Genomic DNA, 20320 nt, shown 5'->3' with positions numbered 1-20320 from the left:
TTAATATTGTTGTACCTTGTGCGCGACCGATATATTTTCGGCGCAAAGGGGGCAATGTATGAAATTATGTTTGTATGCGACCGTATTGGCGGCGTTGAGTTTCGGACCGTCAGCTTATGGACAAGAGGTTGTTTCGACGGAAGCGGAAAATTGCGAACATCATATCTAGCCGACCGAACACTATATCGGATTTAATACTGGATTGCTTTCCGGCCTTGGAGTTGTGGGCGTGCTCGCTGATATGGCGGTACACAAGGACAGGGTAATGACGGTCAAGGATCGGATGCGAGGCGATCTTGGACCGGAGGTACAGATAGAAGAACTGCGAAAGGCGGATGTTGCCGGCGTACTGGGCCTGTCGGGCTATCGGATCGTCGTCGAACCGCCGTTGCCGACCATTGAAGACGCCAAGGCGGACCCGGCGGTGAAGAAGACCGTGAAGGAAATGGCGGCGAAACTGAAAGGTAAAGTCCGCCTGAGCGACGCTACGGTTCCCTGTTACGCGGAACTGGTCGGCGGCGGTATCATGTATCACAAGGCGATGATGTACGGCAGTAACCTGTTTGCCGGCTGGATTTTTCGCGACTTCGGCAAGACGGCTGGCACGCTGCCGAAATTTTTCAGCGGTGCGGTGAAGAATCCGCTGGAGAAGTTTCCGGCAAAGACGCCCGAGGATACCGAGGTGGCAACGGCCGAACTTCGCGATGCCTATGCGAAGGATTTCGTCGAGTATGTCGAGAAAAAGGTTCGCGGTGGCGTCGCCAGGACGCCCGCACGCTGACGGCAAACCGCCTATCGGCATCGGATCGGCGGACAAGACGCGCGTAACGATAGCGGCCGGCACATGATGCCGGCCGCCGATACGATCGTACCGACGACACATCGCAGCATAGCAATGCGAACATCATCGTGGGTCAGGCGGCGGCGATCGCCGCGGACGTTGCCGTCGACCGGTCCAGACCACTTTCCTACATGCCCCGGACCCACCATAGTCGAGCGCGACGACAAGCCGGCTTTTTGACAGTGCCGAACGGCTCGTCGCCAAATGCGTGCGAGTGTGACTTTCGTGACCTTTGGCCCGTCGCGACGACGCGCTGGTCCCGCTTAGACGGTCACGCCCTGCAGCAATTTCGGCATGTTACCCGTCTCGCCGCGCGCTTCGGCCATGAACGCGGCCTTAAGCGGCGCGATCGCATCGACCGCCGACAGGCCGAACCGGCGCACCGCGCTCGCCGTCTTGCCGGGGATGCCGAACAGCCGGGTCAGCCCGTCGGTCGCCAGCGCGACCGAGAAGGTGTCCAGCCCGCGCCACCGCTGATAGCGTTCGAGCAGATACGGGTCGCCAAGGTCCATGCCGGTGCGCTTGCCCTCGACCAGGATCTCGGTCAGCGCAGCCACGTCGCGCAGGCCGAGGTTCAGTCCCTGTCCCGCGATCGGGTGGATGCCGTGCGCCGCATCGCCGACCAGCACCAGCCGGTCGGCGGTGATCCGCGCGGCATGGTGGAAGCCCAGCGGATAGCTCGACCGCGCCGACAGGTTCGACAGCGTGCCGAGGAACCCGCCCATCTTCTTCGATGCTTCGGCAAGGAACGCCCGGTCGGACAGTTTCAGCATTCCGTCGCGGTCCTTCGCATCGACCGTCCATACGATCGCCGAGCGGCGGCCATGTTCGTCGTCGTTCAGCGGCAGGATCGCGAACGGCCCGGCGGGATAGAAAATCTCATATGCCACATTCTCGTGCGGATGCTCGTGGCCCAGCGTGGTGATGATCGCGGCATGATCGTACGACCAGCGCGCGACGCGGATGCCCGCCGCCTCGCGCGTCGGCGAATTGCGACCCTCGGCCGCGATCAGCAGCGGGGCGGTGACGGCGTCGCCATGGCCGGTGGTCACGGTCACGCCCGTCGCACCGCGCTCGACCGCCGCCGCGCGATCGCGATAGCGCAGGTCGATCAGCGTCGATGCGGTGGCGGCGTCGAAGATCGCGCGGCGCAGCCGCTTGTTTTCGTACATCACGCCGACCGGATCGTCCGCGGCATCGGGAATGAAGTCGAGCTTGCCCGGCGCCAGCCCGTCGGTCGCGCGGATCGCGGCGATGGGGCAGCCTTCGCCTGCCAGCCCCGGCGTGATACCGATCGCGTCGAACATGCGGTGCGTCGCACTGGCGATCGCCGAAGCGCGCCCGTCGAAGCCGGGGGCCAGCGTCACCGCCGGATCGGCGGGGTCGAGGATGATCGCGCTCAGCCCGTGCGCGGCGAGCGATACGCCCAGCGTGCTGCCGACAAGCCCCCCGCCGAGGATGATGACGTCCGCCTGTGTCATGTAAATCGTCCGATCGGGAGGCTGTTGATTGCACTTAGGGGCTGGCCCCGCCCGCCGCAACGCCGCCTTGACGACGTGGCCTCGCACGGCGCACATCGGGCATGTACCGGACAGGGATGGAAATGATGGCGACCAACGCGCAGCCGATGTTGTGGCGCGATGCGATGAAGGCGGGCGCGAAGCGCAGCGGGGCGATGATCGGCGCGACGATCCTGTTCGTCGCGGTGCTGCTGGCGGGTATCGCGCTGGCCAGCTATTCGTCGGCCGATCCGTCGTTCAGCACCGCCGCCGGGGGACCGGCGGTCAACAAGCTTGGCGGCGGCGGCGCGCTGGTCGCCGATCTGTTGCTGACCGTGTTCGGCGTGCCGGTCGCGCTGCTGCTCCCGCTGGGGCTGATCATATGCGTGCGGATGTGGCGGGACGTGCCGGTCGGCGCATGGCCGCGGATGCTGCGCGACTGTCTGCTCGGCATCGTCGCGATGGGCACCACGCTGGCGTTCGTGTCGGGCGATGCGGTGCCGACGCTGCCCGGCGGCTGGGGCGGCGTGATCGCGTGGAGCATCGCGCATGCGGTGCAGGGACTGGTCGGGCTGATCGGCCATGCAGTCGCCGAATTGTGGATCGTCCGCGTCCTCGCGTTGTTGACGGCGGTGTTGGGCGTCTGGCTGTGGGCCAAGGGGCTGACGATCGAAATTCCCGAAGGCGCGTTCCGCCTGCCGAAGTTCGAACGCCGCGCCCGCGCCGTGGCCGATGGCGGCGGCGACGTCCTGATCGACGATGCCGACGACGTTCCGTTCCATGCTCCGCCGTCGCCGCCCGTGGCGCTGACGGGGGCCGGCGAGGATGACGGCGACCTGCCGGTCCGGCCGCAGCCGCGCAAGACCGCCGAACCCGATCGCCGTCCGCCGCCGGTGATCGCGGACCGTGCCGCCGCGCCCGCGCTGGCCAGCGCCGCGCCGAAACAGACCGGGCTGGACCTGCGCGACAATTTCAAGCTGCCCTCGCTCGACCTGCTCGCACCGCCGCCCGAAACCGGCGGCCCGGTGGTCGACAAGGTCGCGCTGGAACGCAATTCGCGCCTGCTCGAAAGCGTCCTCGACGACTTCAACGTGAAGGGGCAGGTGGTGAAGGTGTCGCCCGGCCCGGTCGTCACCATGTACGAACTCGAACCGGCACCGGGGATCAAGGCGAGCCGCGTGATCCAGCTGGCCGACGATATCGCGCGCAACATGTCGGCGATCTCCGCGCGCGTCGCGACGATTCCGGGGCGCACCGTGATCGGCATCGAACTGCCCAACCAGCGGCGCGAAACGGTCAACTTGCACGAACTGATGGCCAGCCAGGCGTTTGCCGACCAGAATGCGCAGCTGCCGATCGTGCTGGGCAAGAATATCGCGGGCGACGCGGTGGTCGCCGATCTGGCCCCGATGCCGCATCTGCTGGTCGCCGGTACGACCGGATCGGGCAAGTCGGTCGGGCTGAACTGCATGATCCTGTCGCTGCTGTACCGGCTGACCCCCGATCAGTGCCGCATGATCATGATCGATCCGAAGATGCTCGAACTCAGCATGTATCGCGGCATCCCGCATCTGCTGGCCGACGTCGTGACCGAACCGGCCAAGGCGGTGCGCGCGCTTAAATGGGCGGTCGAACAGATGGAGGACCGCTATCGCATGATGGCGTCGGTCAACGTCCGCAGCCTCGCCAGCTTCAACGAAAAGGTCCGCGCGGCGAAGGCCAAGGGGCAGCAGCTGGGGCGCAAGGTCCAGACCGGCTACGATGCGGAGAACGGCAAGCCGATCTACGAGGAAGAGACGCTCGACCTGTCGCCGCTGCCGCAGATCGTGGTGATCGTCGACGAGCTGGCCGATCTGATGATGACGGCGGGCAAGGAAGTCGAATTCCTGATCCAGCGGCTCGCGCAAAAGGCGCGGGCGGCGGGCATTCACCTCATCATGGCGACGCAGCGTCCGTCGGTCGACGTCATCACCGGCGTCATCAAGGCCAATCTGCCGACCCGGATCAGCTTCCACGTCACGTCGAAGATCGATTCGCGCACCATCCTAGGCGAACAGGGGGCCGAACAGCTGCTGGGGCGCGGCGACATGCTCTACATGCCCGGCGGCAAGGCGCTGGCCCGCGTCCACGGCCCGTTCGTCAGCGACGACGAAGTGCAGGCGGTGTCCGACTTCTGGCGATCGCAGGGTGCGCCCGACTATATCGACGCGGTGGTCAACGAACCCGAAGGCGATGCGGGTTTCAGCCTCGACGGCGCGCCGACCGGCGACGACAGCCCGGAGGAACAGATGTTCCGTCAGGCGTGCCAGCTGGTCGCGGAAAGCCAGAAGGCGTCGACCAGCTGGCTGCAACGCCAGTTGCGCGTCGGCTATAATTCCGCCGCCCGCCTGATCGAACGGATGGAGAAGGAGGGGCTGGTATCCCGCCCCGATCATGTCGGCCGGCGCGAGGTGCTGATGGACCCCGACGGGCGGCCGACGGGGTAACCGGTTCAGCCGGCCAGCGTCGCCCTACGTTTGGCAATGCTTCCGTCGGGATATTGACGTTCGGTAAGGCGTTGGGAAAACTTACGAGAACTCCCAAGGACGCTGCATGACCGATCTGACCCTGAATGACGGCCGCACCATCCCCGCGATTGGCTTCGGCACCTATCAGGTGCCGCCCGAGGACGCCGCGCGCCTGTCGCGTGAGGCGCTCGACGCCGGATACCGGCTGGTCGACACCGCCGCCTTTTACGGCAACGAAGCCGGCGTGGGCGAGGCGACGGCGGGCACCGACGCGTTCGTGACGACCAAGCTGTGGCGCGACGACATGGGGTTCGACGCCACGCTGCGTGCGTTCGATGCCAGTCTGGCGAAGCTGGGACGCGACAGCGTCGACTTGTTCCTGATCCACTGGCCGATGCCGTCGCACGGCCTGTATGTCGAAACATGGCGCGCGCTGGTCCGGTTGCGCGATGAGAAGCGGGCGATATCGATCGGCGTGTCGAACTTCTCGCCCGATCATCTCGATCGCATCGTGGATGCCACCGGCGTGGTGCCCGCGCTCAACCAGATCGAACTGCACCCGAATTTCCAGCAGCGTGCGGCCCGTGCGGCGCATGAACGGCTGGGTATCGTGACGCAAAGCTGGAGCCCGCTGGGGCAGGGCAGGACGATCGCCGATCCTGTCATCGGCGAAATCGCCGCGCGTACCGGCGCGACCCCGGCGCAGGTGATCCTAGCATGGCATCTGCAGGCCGGGCTGGGTGTGATCCCGAAGGCATCGTCGCGCGCGCGGATCGATGAGAATCTCGCGGCACAACATATCACCCTGTCGGCGGAGGATATCGCGACGATCGATGCGATGGACGATGCCGACGGACGCCTCGGCCCCAACCCCGACACGCTGTGACCTTCGCAGGGCGCGCGCACCGTGTTGCGCGCGCCGTTCGCGGTCGCCCCTCCCCGTAACGAGCCGGACCTGATAGGCCCGCCGCATGCTGCCGATCCATGCCGTCCTGCCCGATCTGCTCGCGGTCCTGCGCGCACGGACATCGGCGGTGCTGGTCGCGCCACCCGGCGCGGGCAAGACCACCGCCGTCGCGCCCGCGCTGCTGGCCGAGCCATGGTGCGACGGCGAGATCCTGTTGCTCTCCCCCCGCCGCATCGCCGCCCGCGCCGCCGCCGAACGGATGGCGGCGACCGCCGACGAGCCGGTCGGGCGGACCTTCGGCTACGCCACCCGCATGGACAGCAAGCGTTCGGGCGCGACGCGGGTGACGGTGATGACCGAAGGCATCTTCGTCGCGAGGATCCAGTCCGACCCCGAACTGGCGGGCGTATCGGCGGTGCTGTTCGACGAAGTGCACGAACGCAGCCTCGACAGCGATTTCGGTCTCGCCCTCGCGCTCGATGCACAGGCGGCATTGCGCCCCGACCTGCGCATCGTCGCCATGTCGGCGACGCTCGACGGCGACCGGTTTGCCGCGTTGATGGACGATGCGCCGGTGTTGCAGAGCGAGGGCCGATCCTTCCCGCTCGACCTGCGGCATATCGGTCGCAACGCCGAACAGCGGATCGAGGATGCCGTCGCCGCCGCGATCCGCACCGCGCTGATCGAGGGGGAGGGCGGTATCCTCGCGTTCCTGCCCGGCGTAGCGGAGATCGAGCGGACCGCACAGCGCCTGACGCTGCCGACCGATATCGTGCTGCACCGGCTGCACGGCACGCTGTTACCTGCCGAACAGCGCGCCGCGATCGCGCCCGATCCCGATGGACGGCGCAAGGTGGTGCTCGCCACCAGCATCGCCGAAACGTCGCTGACGCTCGACGGCATCCGCATCGTGGTCGATTCGGGCATGGCCCGCCGTCCGCGCTACGACCGGGCGGCGGGGATGACCCGGCTGACGACCGAACGCGCCAGCCAGGCCGCCGTGACCCAGCGTGCCGGACGCGCCGCGCGGCAGGGGCCGGGGATCGCCTATCGCCTGTGGGAAGCGGCGGCGACGGCGGGACTGCCACGCTTCGATCCGCCGGAGATACTAGAGGCCGATCTGTCGGCACTGGTGCTCGAATGCGGCAAATGGGGGGTGGGCGATCCGACGACGCTGCGCTGGCTCGATCCGCCGCCGCCCGCCGCGATCGGGGAAGCTCGTGCGCGACTGACGACGCTGGGCGCGATCGACGACGACGGGCGACCGACGCCGCACGGGCTGGCGATCGCCGAACTGCCCCTGTCGCCGCGTCTGGGGCATATGCTGCTACGCGCCGCCGAACAGGGGTTCGCCGGTGCGGCCGCCGATGTCGCGGTGTTGCTGGGCGAACGGGGGCTGGGCGGCAGCGACGTCGATCTCGACCAGCGTCGGCGTCGTTGGCGCAGCGAACGTGGCCAGCGCGCCGATGCCGCGCGACGGCTGGGCGAACGCTGGCGGCGGCTGGTGAAGGGGCAGGACGACGATCCGCCAGAAGACGCGCTGGCGCGGGCGGTGGCGCTGGCGTTTCCCGATCGGATTGCCCGACGGCGCGATGCGGCGGGCGAGCGCTGGGCATCGGTCGGCGGGCGCGGGTTCCGGCTGGAAGGTGCCCCGCTCGGGTCGGCCGAATGGCTGGCGGTGGCGGAGACGCAGGGCAGCGCGGCGGGCGCGCGCATCCTGTCGGCGGTGGCGATATCGCAGGCGAGTGTCGAGGCGCTGTTCGGCGACCGCATCGAAACGCGGCGCAGCGTGACCTTCGACCCCGCGACCAGCGGCGTGGTCGCGCTGCGCGAACGGCGGCTGGGCGCGATCCGGCTGTCGTCCGGTCCCGACGCGGCGGCATCGGCGGCGGAGATCGCGGTGGCGCTGGTCGAAGGGGTCCGGCGCGACCTGTCGCTGGTGCCGTGGGGCGAGGGTGCCGATGCGCTGCGGCGGCGGTCGGCGTTCGTCGCGGCGATGCGTGGTCAGGACGATCCGCTGGGCGATGGTGAGCTGCTTGCCGCGCTCGATCAATGGTTCGCGCCGCTGGTGGCCGGCAAGCGGCGGCTGGAGGCGATCGATCCGGGTGCCTTGGCCGGCGCGCTGGAAGGGCAGGCGGGCTGGGACTGGATGCAGACGGTGCGGCGGCTGGCCCCGGCGCGGTTCGACAGTCCGGCGGGGTCGAGCCATGCGATCGACTATGCTGCGGAAGGCGGGCCGCGCGTCGAACTGCGCGTGCAGGCGCTGTTCGGGCTGGCGGACCATCCGATGGTTGCCGGCATCCCGCTGACGTTTAGCCTGACGTCGCCCGCCGGCCGTCCGATCCAGACGACGCGCGATCTGCCGGGCTTCTGGGCGGGAAGCTGGCACGACGTGTCGAAGGAAATGCGCGGGCGCTATCCGCGCCACCCATGGCCCGACGATCCGGCGGCGGCATCGGCGACGCTGCGCACGAAGAAGGCGGATGCGCGGCGGTAAGTTTTTAGAGTCTGTTTGAAAGCGCGCCCTCGAAATTCGCTCTTTCGCGTGTTTCCAAACGGACCCTAAACGTCACCCCAGCGAAGGCTGGGGTCTGGTGCGGCCAAACGCGCCCTTTGCCACCGGGAGACCCCAGCCTTCGCTGGGGTGACGAATTGGAGTGAAGAACGGGGTCGGCAAACTTACCCCTCGCCATGCCCCTTGGCCAGATAGTCCTCGGACCGCATTTCCTCCAGCCGGCTGATCGTCCGGTCGAATTCGAACCGTCCGTCCCCATGCGGATACAGGTCGGCGGGCTGGGCGTCGGCGGCGGCGAGCAGCTTGACGCCATATTCGTACAGCGCGTCGATCAACGTGACGAAGCGTGCCGCTTCGTTGCGGTTTTCCGGGCCTAGAACGGGGATGCCGACGAGGATGACGGTATGGAACGCCCGTGCCACCGCCAGATAGTCGGGCGCGCCGCGCGCTTCGCCGCACAGCCGTTTGAAGCTGAACACCGCAACGCCCTTCAACGCCTTCGGCACATGCAGCATCCGTCCGCCGCCCACGTCGATATCGCAGGACGGGACATGGTCGCGATCCTCGACCGCATGGTCGGTCAGGCGAAAGAACGCCGCCGACAGTTGCGCGGTCGCGTCCGCGCCATTGGGCACCAGCCACGTATCGAGCTGTCCCAACCGGTCGCGGCGATAATCGGTCGGGCCGTTGAGCGGCAGCACGTCCAGCCGTTCCTCAAGCAGCGCGATGAACGGCAGGAAGCCGTCGCGCTGCAACCCGTTCTTGTACAGGTCGACCGGCGGGCGGTTCGACGTCGCCACCATCGTCACGCCGTGGCGGACCATTTCGGTGAACAGCCGCGACAGCACCATCGCGTCGGCGGTATTGTTGATGACCATTTCATCGAAGGCGAGCAGCTTCAGGTCTTTCGCCAGCGCCTCGGCTACCGGCGGGACCGGATTGCCCTGTTCCTTCGCACGTTCGACCGCAAGGCGGGCATGGACCTCGATCATGAAGGCGTGGAAATGGACGCGGCGCTTGGCGGTCGTCGCGACGCAGTCGTAGAACAGGTCCATCAGCATCGACTTGCCGCGCCCGACCCCGCCCCACAGATACACGCCGCGCGGCACCGCCGCGTCGCGCCGCGTCAATCGCGCGAACAGCCCGCGCGACGGCGGACTGTCGATTTCGGTGGCGAGGCGATCGAGCCGCACGGCGGCGGCGCGCTGTTCGGGGTCGGGGCGAAGCTCGCCGTGGGCGATCAGCGAGTCATAGCGGGCGAGTACGGTCATGGCAGGTGTCGGGTTCCATAGTCCCTGCATCCCCAGTCCGTTCGTCCTGAGTAGCGACTGAGCATAGATGAAGGCGCGTATCGAGGGATTGGCGCGGCGGGGCCGATCCTTCGATACGCCATTTCGACAGGCTCAATGGCTACTCAGGACAAACGGGGGAGGCAGAATTGCCCCGCAGAGCCATCAGATCGCGCGTTCGACTTCCATCTTCTTGATCTCGGCGATCGCCTTGGCCGGGTTCAGCCCCTTGGGGCACACGTTCGCGCAGTTCATGATCGTGTGGCAGCGATACAGGCGGAACGGATCTTCCAGCTCGTCCAGCCGCTCGCCGGTCATCTCGTCACGGCTGTCGGCCAGCCAGCGATATGCCTGCAACAGGATCGCCGGACCGAGGAACTTGTCGCTGTTCCACCAATAGCTAGGGCACGACGTCGAGCAGCACGCGCACAGGATGCATTCGTACAGGCCGTCCAGCTTGCCGCGCTCCTCGGGCGACTGGAGCCGTTCCTTGCCCGCAGGCTCGGGCGTGACCGTCTGCAACCACGGCTTGATCGACGCATATTGCGCATAGAAATGCGTGAAGTCGGGGACCAGGTCCTTGATGACGTCCATGTGCGGCAACGGCGTGATGCGGATATCGCCCTTCACGTCCTCGATAGCGGTGGTGCAGGCAAGGCCGTTGCGGCCGTCAATGTTCATCGAGCACGACCCGCAGATGCCTTCGCGGCACGACCGGCGGAACGTCAGCGACGGGTCCTGATCGGACTTCATCTTGATGAGTGCGTCGAGCACCATCGGGCCGCATTCGTCGAGGTCGATCTCGAACGTGTCGTAGCGCGGGTTCGCGCCCGAATCGGGATCGTAGCGATAGACCTTGAACTGCTTGATCCGGCCTGCCGTGGCCGACTTGTAGGTCTTGCCCTTCTGGATGCGGCTGTTCTTGGGCAAACGGAATTCGGCCATGGTGCTCGCTCGGTCAGCTTGGCCGGGGGACGGACGCCCACCGGCGGGTTTGCGCGTCAGATACATGACAGGTGGGCATGCCGCAAATGCGAACAAGGGGTATCCGCCCTTTGGTATATATCGCGCGGTCCCACGCGGGGCGCGGGCGCGCGATGCCGGACGGATTTCCCTTCCGGCATCGCTTGGCCGCGTCCCCCATGACGGACGAGCCGACCTAAACCGCCGGCAATCCTTCCAGCAGCTTGTCCAGCGTCGCGGGATAGTCGCGCACGCGGATTCCTGTCGCGTTGTAGATCGCGTTCGTCACCGCCGCACCCGCGCCGCCGATGCCCAGCTCGCCGATTCCCTTGGCATGCGTCGGGTTGGCGTGGGGATCGCGTTCGTCGAGGAAGACGATGTCGATCGGCGGAATGTCGGCATGGACCGGCACGTGATATTCGGCCAGATCGTGATTGACGATCCGCCCGTCGCGGTCGTCATGCACCGCTTCTTCGGTCAACGCGGCACCGATGCCGAACACGATGCCGCCGATACATTGCGACCGCGCGGTCTGCTGGTTCAGGATGCGACCGGCCGCGAACGTCGCGTGCCAGCGCGTCACCCGCACCTCGCCGGTCACCGCATGGACCTTCACTTCGCAGAAATGCGCGCCGTAACTGGCCTGGCTGGTCGTCTTTTCCTGCTTGCCCGGCTTGATTGCGCCATGCGCGGCGATGCCGCTGCCGACCAGATCCCCGATCGGCACCTGCCGGTTGCCGGCGATGGCATGGCCGTCCTTCAGCGTCAGCTCGGCGGGGTCGACGTCCATCGCCTTCGCCAGCTGTTCGCGCAGCGATTCGCACGCCAGATAGACCGACGATCCGCTGCTGCCCGCACCCCATGATCCGCCCGATCCGGCACCCGGCGGCGAATCGGTATCGCCCAGCTTCACGGTCACGCGCTCGATCGGCAACCCCAGCATCTCGCCCGCGATCTGCGCAAGGATCGTGTAGGTGCCGGTGCCGATATCGGTCATGTCGGTTTCGACCATCGCGCGACCGTCGCTGCCGATCGATACCGCCGCTTCGGACGGTTGCAGCATGTTGGTCCGGCTGGTCGATGCCATTCCCTGTCCGATCAGCCAGTCGCCCTCGCGCTGTCCGCCGGGCGTGGGGTTGCGATCCGCCCATCCGAATGCCTTCGCCCCTTCGTCCAGACACCGCGTCAGCGCGCGGGTGGAATAGGGAATGTCCTTCATCGGATCGCGATCGGGGTCGTTGCGCTTGCGCAGCTCGACCGGATCGATGCCGATCGCCTCCGCCAGCTCGTCCATCGCGTTCTCCTGCACCAGCAGGCCGACCGCCTCGCCCGGCGCGCGCATCGATCCCGACAGCGTACGGTTCAATTCGACCACGTCGTGCGTGATCGACCGGTGTTCACCGGCATACAGGAATTGCGTCGCCGCGCCCGCCGGTTCGAAATATTGTTCGCCCGGCAGGTTGGAACAGATCGTCTCGTGCCCGATGCCGATCAGCGTACCATCGGCATTGGCGGCAAGCCGGAAACGCTGGCGCGTGTTCGACCGGCGCACGGTGGCGTCGAATACCTGTTGCCGGGTCATCACCGTCTTGACCGGTCGTCCGATCTTCCTGGCGGCGATCGCGGTCGCGACCGATTCGGGCGCGATCCCCAGCTTCGATCCGAACCCGCCGCCGACATAGCGTGCGACGATCCGCACCTTCGACGCGCGTTCGCCCAGCGCCTTGGCCAGTTGCTGCTTGTCCGACGACGGCATCTGATACGCGCCGTACAGCGACAGGCCGTTGTCGTCCCAAACCGCGATCGATGCATGCGGCTCCATCGCCGCCGAATTCTGCGACGGCGTGGTCCATACGTCGTCCACGGTGAACGCCGCGCGTTCCATCGCCGCGTCGATATCTCCCTGTTTCTGATAGGGCGGGATGGTCCCCTGTGCCGGTTTGGCGGCGGTCGACAGATTGTCGTCGAAGGTGAACACGCCGTCCTGCGGCGTAAAGCGGATCGCCACCAGCTGCGCCGCGTCGCGCGCGATCTCATAGCTTTCGGCCACGACGATCGCGACCGGTTCGCCGAAATAGGCGACGTCGGCCACCCCCTGTGTCGGCGCGGAGGTTTCCCCGCCCTGCTGCGCGTTGCGGATGAAGGTCTTCAGGTCCACCACCACGTCGATCACGCCGGGCAGCGCCTTCGCCCCTTCCGCATCGATGGAGGTGATCTTGCCGGCGGGGAAGGTCGCGCGGACGAGGAAGCCGTACGCCAGATCGGGAAACTCGTATTCGGCGGCATAGGTCGCCTGTCCCGCAACCTTCAGCGGTCCGTCGACACGCACCAGCCCCTTGCCGATCAGACCCTGCACCCCGTCGTCCAGCAGGCTGTGTTCGACGGGTGCGTCCATACGGAGCGAATTGGTCTTCATGCCGTCAGCTCCCTCAACGTGGCGATCAGCGTGCGACGCGCCAGCGGAATCTTGAAATCGTTGCTGCCGAACCCCTTGGCGTCGCGCAGCAGCACGTCGGCCGCCTCGGCAAACAGCGCATCGGACGGCGCGCGTCCGACCAGCGTCGATTCGACTGCGGTGTCCCGCCACGGCATCGGCCCCAGCCCGCCGAACGCGAGTTGCGCCGACGCGATCCGCCCGTCTTCCATGCCGACGATGCCCGCGACCGATACCAGCGCGAACGCATAGGATGCGCGGTCGCGTACCTTGCGATAGGTCTGGCGACCGGTCGGCGCGGGGGGCAGCTCGACATGCGTGATGAGTTCACCCGGCGTCAGCACGTTTTCGATCTGCGGCGTATCGCCCGGCAGGCGATAGAAGTCGCGGATCGGGATACGCCGCCGCTCGCCATCGCCGCGCAGCGTCACGATCGTCGCATCCAACGCCTGCATCGCCACCGCCATGTCGCTGGGATGCGTCGCGATGCAATGTTCGGACGTGCCGAGCACGGCGAGGATGCGGTTGAACCCTTCCTGCGCATCGCAGCCCGAACCCGGCAGCCGCTTGTTACAGCGCGCCGCCGTCTCGTAGAAATAATAGCAGCGCGTCCGCTGGAGCAGATTGCCGCCGGTCGACGCCTTGTTGCGCAACTGTCCCGACGCACCGGCCAGCAGCGCGCGGCTCAGCACCTCGTACCGGTCGCGGATCTTCGGATCGGCGGCGAGGTCGGAATTGGGCACCAGCGCCCCGATGCGCAGCCCGCCGCCCGCGATCTCTTCGATGTCAGTCAGCGGCAGGCGGCTGATGTCGATCAGCCGGTGCGGCGTCTCGACCTGCAATTTCATCAGGTCGAGCAGGTTGGTGCCGCCCGCGATGAAGCGCGCGCCGTCGGCGGACCCTTGGGCGACGGCGGTATCCGGCGATTCCGCCCGGGCATATTCGAACAGTTTCATTCCGCCGCCTCACGCTGGTCGTTCGCCGCCACTTCGCGAATGGCATCGACGATGTTGGGATAGGCGGCGCAGCGGCACAGATTGCCGCTCATCCGCTCGCGAATTTCCTCGTCGCCGAAGAGGGGGTCGTTCAGGTCCGCGCTGACGTGGCTCGGCCAGCCCTTCGCGACTTCGTCGAGCATGCCGACCGCCGAACAGATCTGGCCCGGCGTGCAATATCCGCACTGGAACCCGTCGTGGCGGACGAACGCGTCCTGCAACGGGTGCAGTGCGTCCGGGCTGCCCAGACCCTCGATCGTCACGATCTCGTCATCCTGATGCATCACAGCCAGCGTGAGGCACGAATTGATCCGCCGGCCATTCACCAGCACGGTACACGCACCGCACTGGCCATGGTCGCACCCCTTCTTGCTGCCGGTGAGCGAGAGATGTTCGCGCAGCAGGTCGAGCAGCGAGGTGCGGATATCGACCTCCGCCTGTTGCGGCTGGCCGTTGATGGTGAATTGCATGGGCGCGCTCCGTTGGTCGTTCAGGCTAACGCAAGGCACGCAAAGGGTTTCCTGTTGCGAGAGGATCGCAGATGCTTGGGTGGACGCTGATGGCATTGTCGATGGCGGGCGCGGTTTCGGACGAACGTCCGCTGTCGTCGCCGCCGATCGTGATCGCGCATCGCGGGGCCAGCGGATCGCGGCCCGAACATACGCTGTCCGCCTACCGGCTGGCGATCGAACAGGGTGCGGACTTCATCGAACCCGATCTGGTCCTGACGAAGGACGATGTGTTCGTGGTGCGGCACGAAAACGAGATTTCGGGGACCACCGATATCGCCGCGCATCCCGAATTCGCCGCGCGGCGTACGACCAAGACGATCGACGGCACGGCGGTGACCGGCTGGTTCACCGAGGATTTTACGCTCGCCGAACTGCGCACGCTGCGCGCCCGCGAACGGTTGCCGCAACTGCGCCCGGACAATGTGGCGTATGACGGCCGCGATCCGGTGCCGACGCTGGCGGAGGTGATTGCGCTGGCGAAGGCGGCGTCGGCGGAAACCGGGCGGACGATCGGCATCTATCCCGAAACCAAGCATCCCGGCTACTTCGCGGCGATCGGCCATCCGATGGAGGCGCTGCTGGTGCGGCAACTGCACGCGGCAGGCTGGGATTCGGCCGAAGCACCGGTGTTCATCCAGTCGTTCGAGGTCGCGAACCTGCAACGACTCAAGACGATGACACCGATCCGACTGATCCAGTTGATGGACGCACGCGGCGCGCCCGCCGACGGCGCGGCGCCCAGCTATGCCGCGATGACGACGCCCGCCGGGTTGAAGGCGGTGGCGGCCTATGCATGGGGCATCGGCCCGAACAAGGCGATGGTGGCGGACGGCGCGCCGCTGATCGCCGATGCGCACCGCGCCGGGCTGCGGGTCCATCCATGGACCTATCGCGCCGAAAACACTTTTCTGCTCGAACGCTATCGCGTGCCCGGCGACCCGGCGACGCACGGCCGGATCGGACAGGAACTGGCCGATGCCGTCGCGGCGGGCGTGGATGGTTTCTTTACCGACTTTCCGCTAATCGGGGCGCAGGTACGCGACATGCCGTATTGAGGACGAAGAATGCGATCTGCGTGGATTTTGCTGGCGCTGGCGCCGATGACCGGCGGGTGCGTCAGCACGGTATGGAACGTCGCCACCGCGCCGGTCCGCGCGGGCGCGCAGGTGGTCGACTGGACGACGACCAGCCAGTCCGAATCCGATCGCAACTATGGCCGCAAGATGCGCAAGCAGGAAGCGCGCGAAGGCCGCGAGATGCGCAAGCGCGAGAAGGAACGCCGCCGTCAGGAAGCCCGCGACCGCGAGGATTGAGCGACCGGCGCACACGGGAATTTGGGTACGCCCGTTCGTGCCGGGTAGCGACTGAGCGAAGTCGAAGGATGACCGGCTGGGATCGTTCCCGGACCGATCCTGAACCATGCCGCGCATCGTTTGCCCGGTCATTATCGAAGCATCCGTAGCAGTCCTTCGATGCGCCATTGCGACAAGCTCGATTGCACTCGGAATACACGGCCGCACCGTACATCATCACACTCCGGGGTGCGGTGCATCGAACGCTGTCCGTTCCTGCGGTACAGGCGCAGAACCTGTCGAAACACGGCGGCCATCCGTCGATACCCTTTTTGCGCGACCCGTTGGTGAATTGGGAAGAGCGGCCTGTTTCAAAATCGCCCGATCCCGTGCGGCATCACCGCCCCGCCGCCAGCGCCTCCGCCACGGCGCGCAGGATCGTCGGGCGTGTCTGGACGCCGTAATGGCTGCTCGGCACCTCGACCGTGCGGCAGCCGGGTTCGCCCACGACATGACAGCCCAGCCCGTTGACCAGCCCGTCGCTGGCGCTCCAGATCGCGGTGGCCGGCACCGGCAGGGGGCGGCGGACCTCGTCGGCCAGCGCCAGCACGACCGGATCGTCGACCGATTCGCCGCTGATCCATTCGTACAGCCGCCAGACCCGCGTCGCGCGCGCCGGCCCGGCATAGGGCGATGCGACCGTTACGACCTGTGCCACATGGTCGGGTACGCGATGCGCCGCCAGCCGGGCCATGATCCCGCCCATGCTGACCCCGACCAGCGCTACCGGCTGTCCCGCGCGATCCGACACGGCCGCGATCCGCGCGAACAGCGCCTCGCCCTGCGCGCCGATACTGCGCTGTCCGTAATTGCGGCCCAGCGTCCAGCCATGCACGTCATAACCGATCGTGCGCAGATACCGCGCCATGATCCCCATCGAACGGTCGGTGTTGAACAGGCCGGGCAGCAGCAGCACCGGCTGTCCAGCGCCGCGCGGCGCGTCGAGCAGTCCGCGCCACCGGAACGGCAAACCGGCCAGCGCCAGCACCGCACGCGGTCCCTCCACCGCGAACTGGCCCAGCGTCGGCGGGCCAAGCGGGGTTACAGCCACGCCGTCACCGTGATCGGAAACGGCGTCCATGCGCCCATCTCCACCCCCGCCGCGCGCAGCGCCGCACCGGTCCATGCATTGCAGGTCGTGACCGCGCTGTACCGTCCGCGCGCGACGTAGAAGGCGTCCGATGCGCCATAGCCATGGACCGGCGCGGGCCGGTCCGCAAAGGTCGCGCGGATATGCGCGGCCAGCGCGCGATACTGGTCGGGGGTCAGCGTGATCGCATACACCCCCGGCTGCCCCGCCGGGTCGGCCAGATGTCCGACGTGCAGCACGGTCGCGTCGCTGCCGATCGCCGCCGCCGCGACGGTGGCCGGTTTCAGGTCGCCCCATGTCGGCGTGCCGATATAGAAGCTGCGATCCCCCCAGCCGACCGACAGCCAGCCATGTCCGGCATAGCGCGGGTCGGCGATGTCGCCGGGCCGCACCAGATCGTCGAACCCGATCCCGGCGGCATGTTTCGGCACGACGATCCCGGTATGGATGCCGTTGTCCTCGACATAGATACGGATGCCGTCCACCGGTTGGCGCGCACCGGCATTGGCCGGGATCGCCCCGCCCGCGAGGCCCGCGAGCGCATAGCCGCCCGGCACCAGCAACAGCGCGGCCGCAGCCCGCCCGATCGATTTCCGTCGCATCGCGGGTCATGCTACTATCGCTGCATGCCAAGTGAAACCCACGTCCTCGACCGCCCTCCCGCCGGTGCCGCGCCCGACTGGACCATCCCGCAAGGATGGGACGACTACACCGCGCAGGACCACGCGACGTGGGACACGCTGTACGAACGGCAGATGAAGCTGCTGCCCGGCCGCGCGTCGTACGCGTTCCTGCGCGGGCTGGACGCGTTGAAACTGTCCGAATCCGGGATTCCCGATTTCGGGGAACTGTCGGACCGGCTGGAGGCGCTGACCGGCTGGCGGGTCGTGGCGGTGCCGGGACTGGTGCCCGACGACGTGTTCTTCACGCACATGGCCAATCGCCGCTTCGTCGCGGGCAATTTCATCCGTCGCCCGGACCAGCTCGACTATCTTCAGGAACCCGACGTGTTCCACGACGTGTTCGGCCATGTCCCGATGCTGGCCGATCCGGTCTTCGCCGATTACCTCGCCGCCTATGGTCGCGGCGGACTGCGCGCGCTGGAACTGGGATCGCTCGGCCAACTGGCGCGGCTCTACTGGTACACGGTCGAATTCGGGCTGGTGCGCGAAGGGGACGATCTGCGCATCTATGGCGCGGGCATCGTGTCCAGCGCCGCCGAAACGCGCTTCTCGCTGGAGGATGCCAGCCCCAACCGGGTGATGCTCGACCTCGCGCGCGTGATGCGTACCGACTATCGGATCGACGATTTCCAGCAGACCTATTTCGTCATTCCGTCGTTCGACGACCTGCTCCGCGTGACCGTCGAAACCGACTTTGCCCCGGTCTACGACAGAATCCGCGACCTGCCCAAGATCGCGGTGGATGCCATCGTGCCGGAAGACGACGTAGTGACGCACGGCACGCAGGAGTACGCACGGTCCAAAACGGGCTAAGTGCCACGACCGGAAGACCTCTGGCGCTCGTTAGATCCGCCACGCTGATCTGAGGACCGAATCCCCTCCGCGTCTCCGCGCCTCCGCGTGAACCCGTTCTTCTTCTGCACGGCGCCGGAAGAAAAGATTGGTTCACGCGGAGGCGCGAAGGCGCGGAGTAGTTGCATGCCGGACGGATCGCCGGCGTTTCTCGATCGTGGTAGGTCTTCCGATCGTTACCGTCGCCGCTTCTCTCGGCGCCTCCGCGCTTCTGCGCGAACCATCTTTACAGATGCTACAGGTCGAGCGCCCAGCCGTCGCGGCCCTTCGGATCGATCGGCGCGGTCGGGATATGGCGTTCCGCACCGGCCGTCAGTCGCAACACGCTCCAGTCGCCCCGCCGGTCGACGCTCGCCAGCGTACAGCCGCATGCCGTGAACGCCGCGACCACGTCGGCACGCTGCGTTTCAAGCAATCCGGCCAGCACGATCGTCGCACGGGGTGCCGCGATCGCAGCGACCTCCGGGGCCATCGACATCAATGGCCCTGCAAGGATGTTCGCGATCAGCAGGTCATAGGGGGCGGCATCGACGATCGTGTCGGACAGCGCGCCGTCGGCGACGATCGTCTCGATCCGCTCCACCCGGTTCAGCGCGGCGTTGGCGACGGTCACATCGATCGCCACCGCATCGATATCGGTCGCGATCACCCGCGCCGCCGGCCACAATTCGCGCGCGGCAAACGCCAGCAGCCCGGTGCCCGTGCCCAGATCGATGACGTTCGCGAACCGATCCTCCGCCAGCGAATCGAGCATCGCCAGGCAGCCGCTGGTCGTTTCGTGATGCCCCGTCCCGAACGCGCGCCCCGCATCGATCAGGAACGCACGCGCATCCGGTGGCACGTCGCCCCCCTGCGCGGCGGTGTGGACATAGAACCGCCCGACATGCAGCGGTGCCAGCCCCGACTGGCTCATCGTCACCCAGTCCTCGTCGCCCAGTTCCTCGATCCGGGGCGCACGCCCGGTGGCGCTCGGCACCAGCGCGGCGATGACGGCTACCGCCCGCGCATCGGGCGCATCCTCGAAATAGGCGTCGAGCCGCCATGTCTCGGTGTCGTCCTCGACCGTCTCGGCCGTCATCAGCACGGGGGCGGGATCGATCCCGAAATCCTCGGCCGCGTCGATCGCTTCCGCTTCGGCGCGGGTGCACGGCAGCGTCAGTTTCCAGCTCATCGGACGTAGCTCGCGCCGTTGACGTCCAGCACCGCGCCGGTCATCGACGCCGGTGCCTCGATCGCGCAGAACCGCGCCATTACCGCCACTTCGTCCGGCATCGCCACCCGGCCCAGCGGAATGTCGGCCAGCAACCGGTCGCCGCCCCGGCTGGCCAGATAGTCTTCCGCCATGCCGGTCATCGTGAAGCCGGGACAGATGGCGAAGGCAAGGATGCCCTGCGCGGCATAGCCACGCGCGATCGTCTTGGTCATCGCGACCATGCCGGCCTTCGCCGCCGCGTAATGCCAGTGCGCCGGGCTGTCGCCGCGATGCGCCGCGCGGCTGGCGATGTTGACGATCCGGCCGGGCGTGCCACCATCCTGCCAGTGCCGCACCGCCAGCCGGCTGAGCTCGGCAGCGGCGGTCAGGTTGATGCGCATCGTCCGTTCCCAGCCCGCGACCCACTGGTCGTGCGGCAGGTCGACCGGCGTCGCCTCGAACAACCCGGCATTGTTGATAAGAATGTCGATCCGCCCATCCAGCCGGTCGAGCGCGCGCGCCCAAAGGTCGGCCGGCGCGGCCGGATCGGCGAAGTCGGCGGGCAGATCGCCGCTGGTCGACTGGATCGCCAGCGCATGATCGTCGCGCAGCAGGTCGGCGATCGCCGCGCCGATGCCACGCGACCCGCCGGTCAGAAGGATATTGGCCATACCCCGCCGTTTAGGCGG

The 20320-nt window shown here is 67.2% G+C and carries 17 protein-coding genes; 7 read left to right on the top strand and 10 right to left on the bottom strand.

Annotated elements, in window-relative coordinates:
- Nucleotides 1-265 precede the first annotated feature (265 nt).
- Nucleotides 266-781, top strand: coding sequence for a hypothetical protein (locus IFT55_RS08605; protein ID WP_192091093.1), 516 nt, complete (start codon nucleotides 266-268; stop codon nucleotides 779-781).
- A gap of 323 nt (nucleotides 782-1104) precedes the next feature.
- Here IFT55_RS08605 and IFT55_RS08600 read toward each other — a convergent pair whose 3' ends face one another.
- Nucleotides 1105-2322 (bottom strand): UbiH/UbiF/VisC/COQ6 family ubiquinone biosynthesis hydroxylase, encoded by a 1218-nt coding sequence (locus IFT55_RS08600; RefSeq protein ID WP_192091091.1) that lies wholly within the window; start codon nucleotides 2320-2322, stop codon nucleotides 1105-1107.
- 125 nt (nucleotides 2323-2447) lie between these two features.
- Between IFT55_RS08600 and IFT55_RS08595 the strand changes: the two genes are divergently transcribed.
- From IFT55_RS08595 to hrpB, 3 genes are all read left to right on the top strand, one after another.
- A complete protein-coding gene (locus IFT55_RS08595; protein ID WP_192091089.1) occupies nucleotides 2448-4826 on the top strand; it encodes an FtsK/SpoIIIE family DNA translocase in 2379 nt (792 codons plus the stop codon).
- Between the two features lie 106 nt (nucleotides 4827-4932).
- Entirely contained in the window at nucleotides 4933-5733 is an 801-nt protein-coding gene (locus tag IFT55_RS08590; RefSeq protein WP_192091086.1) for an aldo/keto reductase, read from the top strand.
- Between the two features lie 85 nt (nucleotides 5734-5818).
- Complete coding sequence (gene hrpB, locus IFT55_RS08585) at nucleotides 5819-8251, top strand: ATP-dependent helicase HrpB (RefSeq protein WP_192091084.1); 2433 nt, start codon at nucleotides 5819-5821, stop codon at nucleotides 8249-8251.
- A 182-nt stretch (nucleotides 8252-8433) separates the two neighbouring features.
- Here the strand turns inward: hrpB and zapE are convergent, their stop codons facing one another.
- The 5 genes from zapE to IFT55_RS08560 all read right to left on the bottom strand — a co-directional run bounded on the left by zapE (nucleotide 8434) and on the right by IFT55_RS08560 (nucleotide 14420).
- Nucleotides 8434-9540 carry a cell division protein ZapE gene (gene zapE / locus IFT55_RS08580; protein WP_192091082.1) on the bottom strand — a complete coding sequence of 369 codons (1107 nt, stop codon included), beginning with the start codon at nucleotides 9538-9540 and terminating at the stop codon, nucleotides 8434-8436.
- A 183-nt stretch (nucleotides 9541-9723) separates the two neighbouring features.
- Nucleotides 9724-10503 carry a succinate dehydrogenase iron-sulfur subunit gene (locus tag IFT55_RS08575; protein WP_192091080.1) on the bottom strand — a complete coding sequence of 260 codons (780 nt, stop codon included), beginning with the start codon at nucleotides 10501-10503 and terminating at the stop codon, nucleotides 9724-9726.
- Nucleotides 10504-10717: 214 nt separating this feature from the next.
- Nucleotides 10718-12937 carry a xanthine dehydrogenase family protein molybdopterin-binding subunit gene (locus IFT55_RS08570; protein WP_192091078.1) on the bottom strand — a complete coding sequence of 740 codons (2220 nt, stop codon included), beginning with the start codon at nucleotides 12935-12937 and terminating at the stop codon, nucleotides 10718-10720.
- Nucleotides 12934-13911: an FAD binding domain-containing protein gene (locus tag IFT55_RS08565; protein ID WP_192091077.1), complete on the bottom strand. Its 978-nt coding sequence runs from the start codon at nucleotides 13909-13911 to the stop codon at nucleotides 12934-12936. The genes IFT55_RS08570 and IFT55_RS08565 overlap by 4 nt, the downstream gene beginning before the upstream one ends.
- On the bottom strand, nucleotides 13908-14420 hold the full coding sequence (locus IFT55_RS08560) for a 2Fe-2S iron-sulfur cluster-binding protein (protein ID WP_192091076.1): 513 nt from the start codon (nucleotides 14418-14420) through the stop codon (nucleotides 13908-13910). Before IFT55_RS08560 ends, IFT55_RS08565 begins: the two co-directional genes overlap by 4 nt.
- A gap of 71 nt (nucleotides 14421-14491) precedes the next feature.
- Here IFT55_RS08560 and IFT55_RS08555 point away from each other — a divergent pair, with 71 nt between their 5' ends.
- Together IFT55_RS08555 and IFT55_RS08550 are read left to right on the top strand one after the other, a co-directional pair.
- On the top strand, nucleotides 14492-15517 hold the full coding sequence (locus IFT55_RS08555) for a glycerophosphodiester phosphodiesterase (protein WP_446740712.1): 1026 nt from the start codon (nucleotides 14492-14494) through the stop codon (nucleotides 15515-15517).
- 9 nt (nucleotides 15518-15526) lie between these two features.
- Nucleotides 15527-15775 carry a hypothetical protein gene (locus IFT55_RS08550; RefSeq protein ID WP_192091074.1) on the top strand — a complete coding sequence of 83 codons (249 nt, stop codon included), beginning with the start codon at nucleotides 15527-15529 and terminating at the stop codon, nucleotides 15773-15775.
- 376 nt (nucleotides 15776-16151) lie between these two features.
- Here IFT55_RS08550 and IFT55_RS08545 read toward each other — a convergent pair whose 3' ends face one another.
- The gene (locus IFT55_RS08545) at nucleotides 16152-16895 is read right to left on the bottom strand and encodes an esterase/lipase family protein (RefSeq protein ID WP_192091072.1); all 744 of its coding nucleotides are present in this window, start codon (nucleotides 16893-16895) and stop codon (nucleotides 16152-16154) included.
- Entirely contained in the window at nucleotides 16856-17506 is a 651-nt protein-coding gene (locus tag IFT55_RS08540) for a TIGR02117 family protein (RefSeq protein ID WP_192091070.1), read from the bottom strand. The genes IFT55_RS08545 and IFT55_RS08540 overlap by 40 nt, the downstream gene beginning before the upstream one ends.
- A gap of 24 nt (nucleotides 17507-17530) precedes the next feature.
- Here IFT55_RS08540 and phhA point away from each other — a divergent pair, with 24 nt between their 5' ends.
- The gene (gene phhA / locus IFT55_RS08535; protein WP_192091068.1) at nucleotides 17531-18400 is read left to right on the top strand and encodes a phenylalanine 4-monooxygenase; all 870 of its coding nucleotides are present in this window, start codon (nucleotides 17531-17533) and stop codon (nucleotides 18398-18400) included.
- A gap of 274 nt (nucleotides 18401-18674) precedes the next feature.
- Here phhA and IFT55_RS08530 read toward each other — a convergent pair whose 3' ends face one another.
- Both IFT55_RS08530 and IFT55_RS08525 read right to left on the bottom strand, forming a co-directional pair.
- Entirely contained in the window at nucleotides 18675-19610 is a 936-nt protein-coding gene (locus IFT55_RS08530; protein WP_192091066.1) for a 50S ribosomal protein L11 methyltransferase, read from the bottom strand.
- On the bottom strand, nucleotides 19607-20302 hold the full coding sequence (locus tag IFT55_RS08525) for an SDR family NAD(P)-dependent oxidoreductase (protein ID WP_192091064.1): 696 nt from the start codon (nucleotides 20300-20302) through the stop codon (nucleotides 19607-19609). The genes IFT55_RS08530 and IFT55_RS08525 overlap by 4 nt, the downstream gene beginning before the upstream one ends.
- Between the last annotated feature and the right edge of the window lie 18 nt (nucleotides 20303-20320).

It is taken from the genome of Sphingomonas sp. CFBP 13720 (genome assembly GCF_014842075.1).
Classification (GTDB): Bacteria; Pseudomonadota; Alphaproteobacteria; order Sphingomonadales; family Sphingomonadaceae; genus Sphingomonas.
Note: the sequence above shows the minus strand (reverse complement) of the source record. Positions and strands in the feature narration are given on the sequence as shown.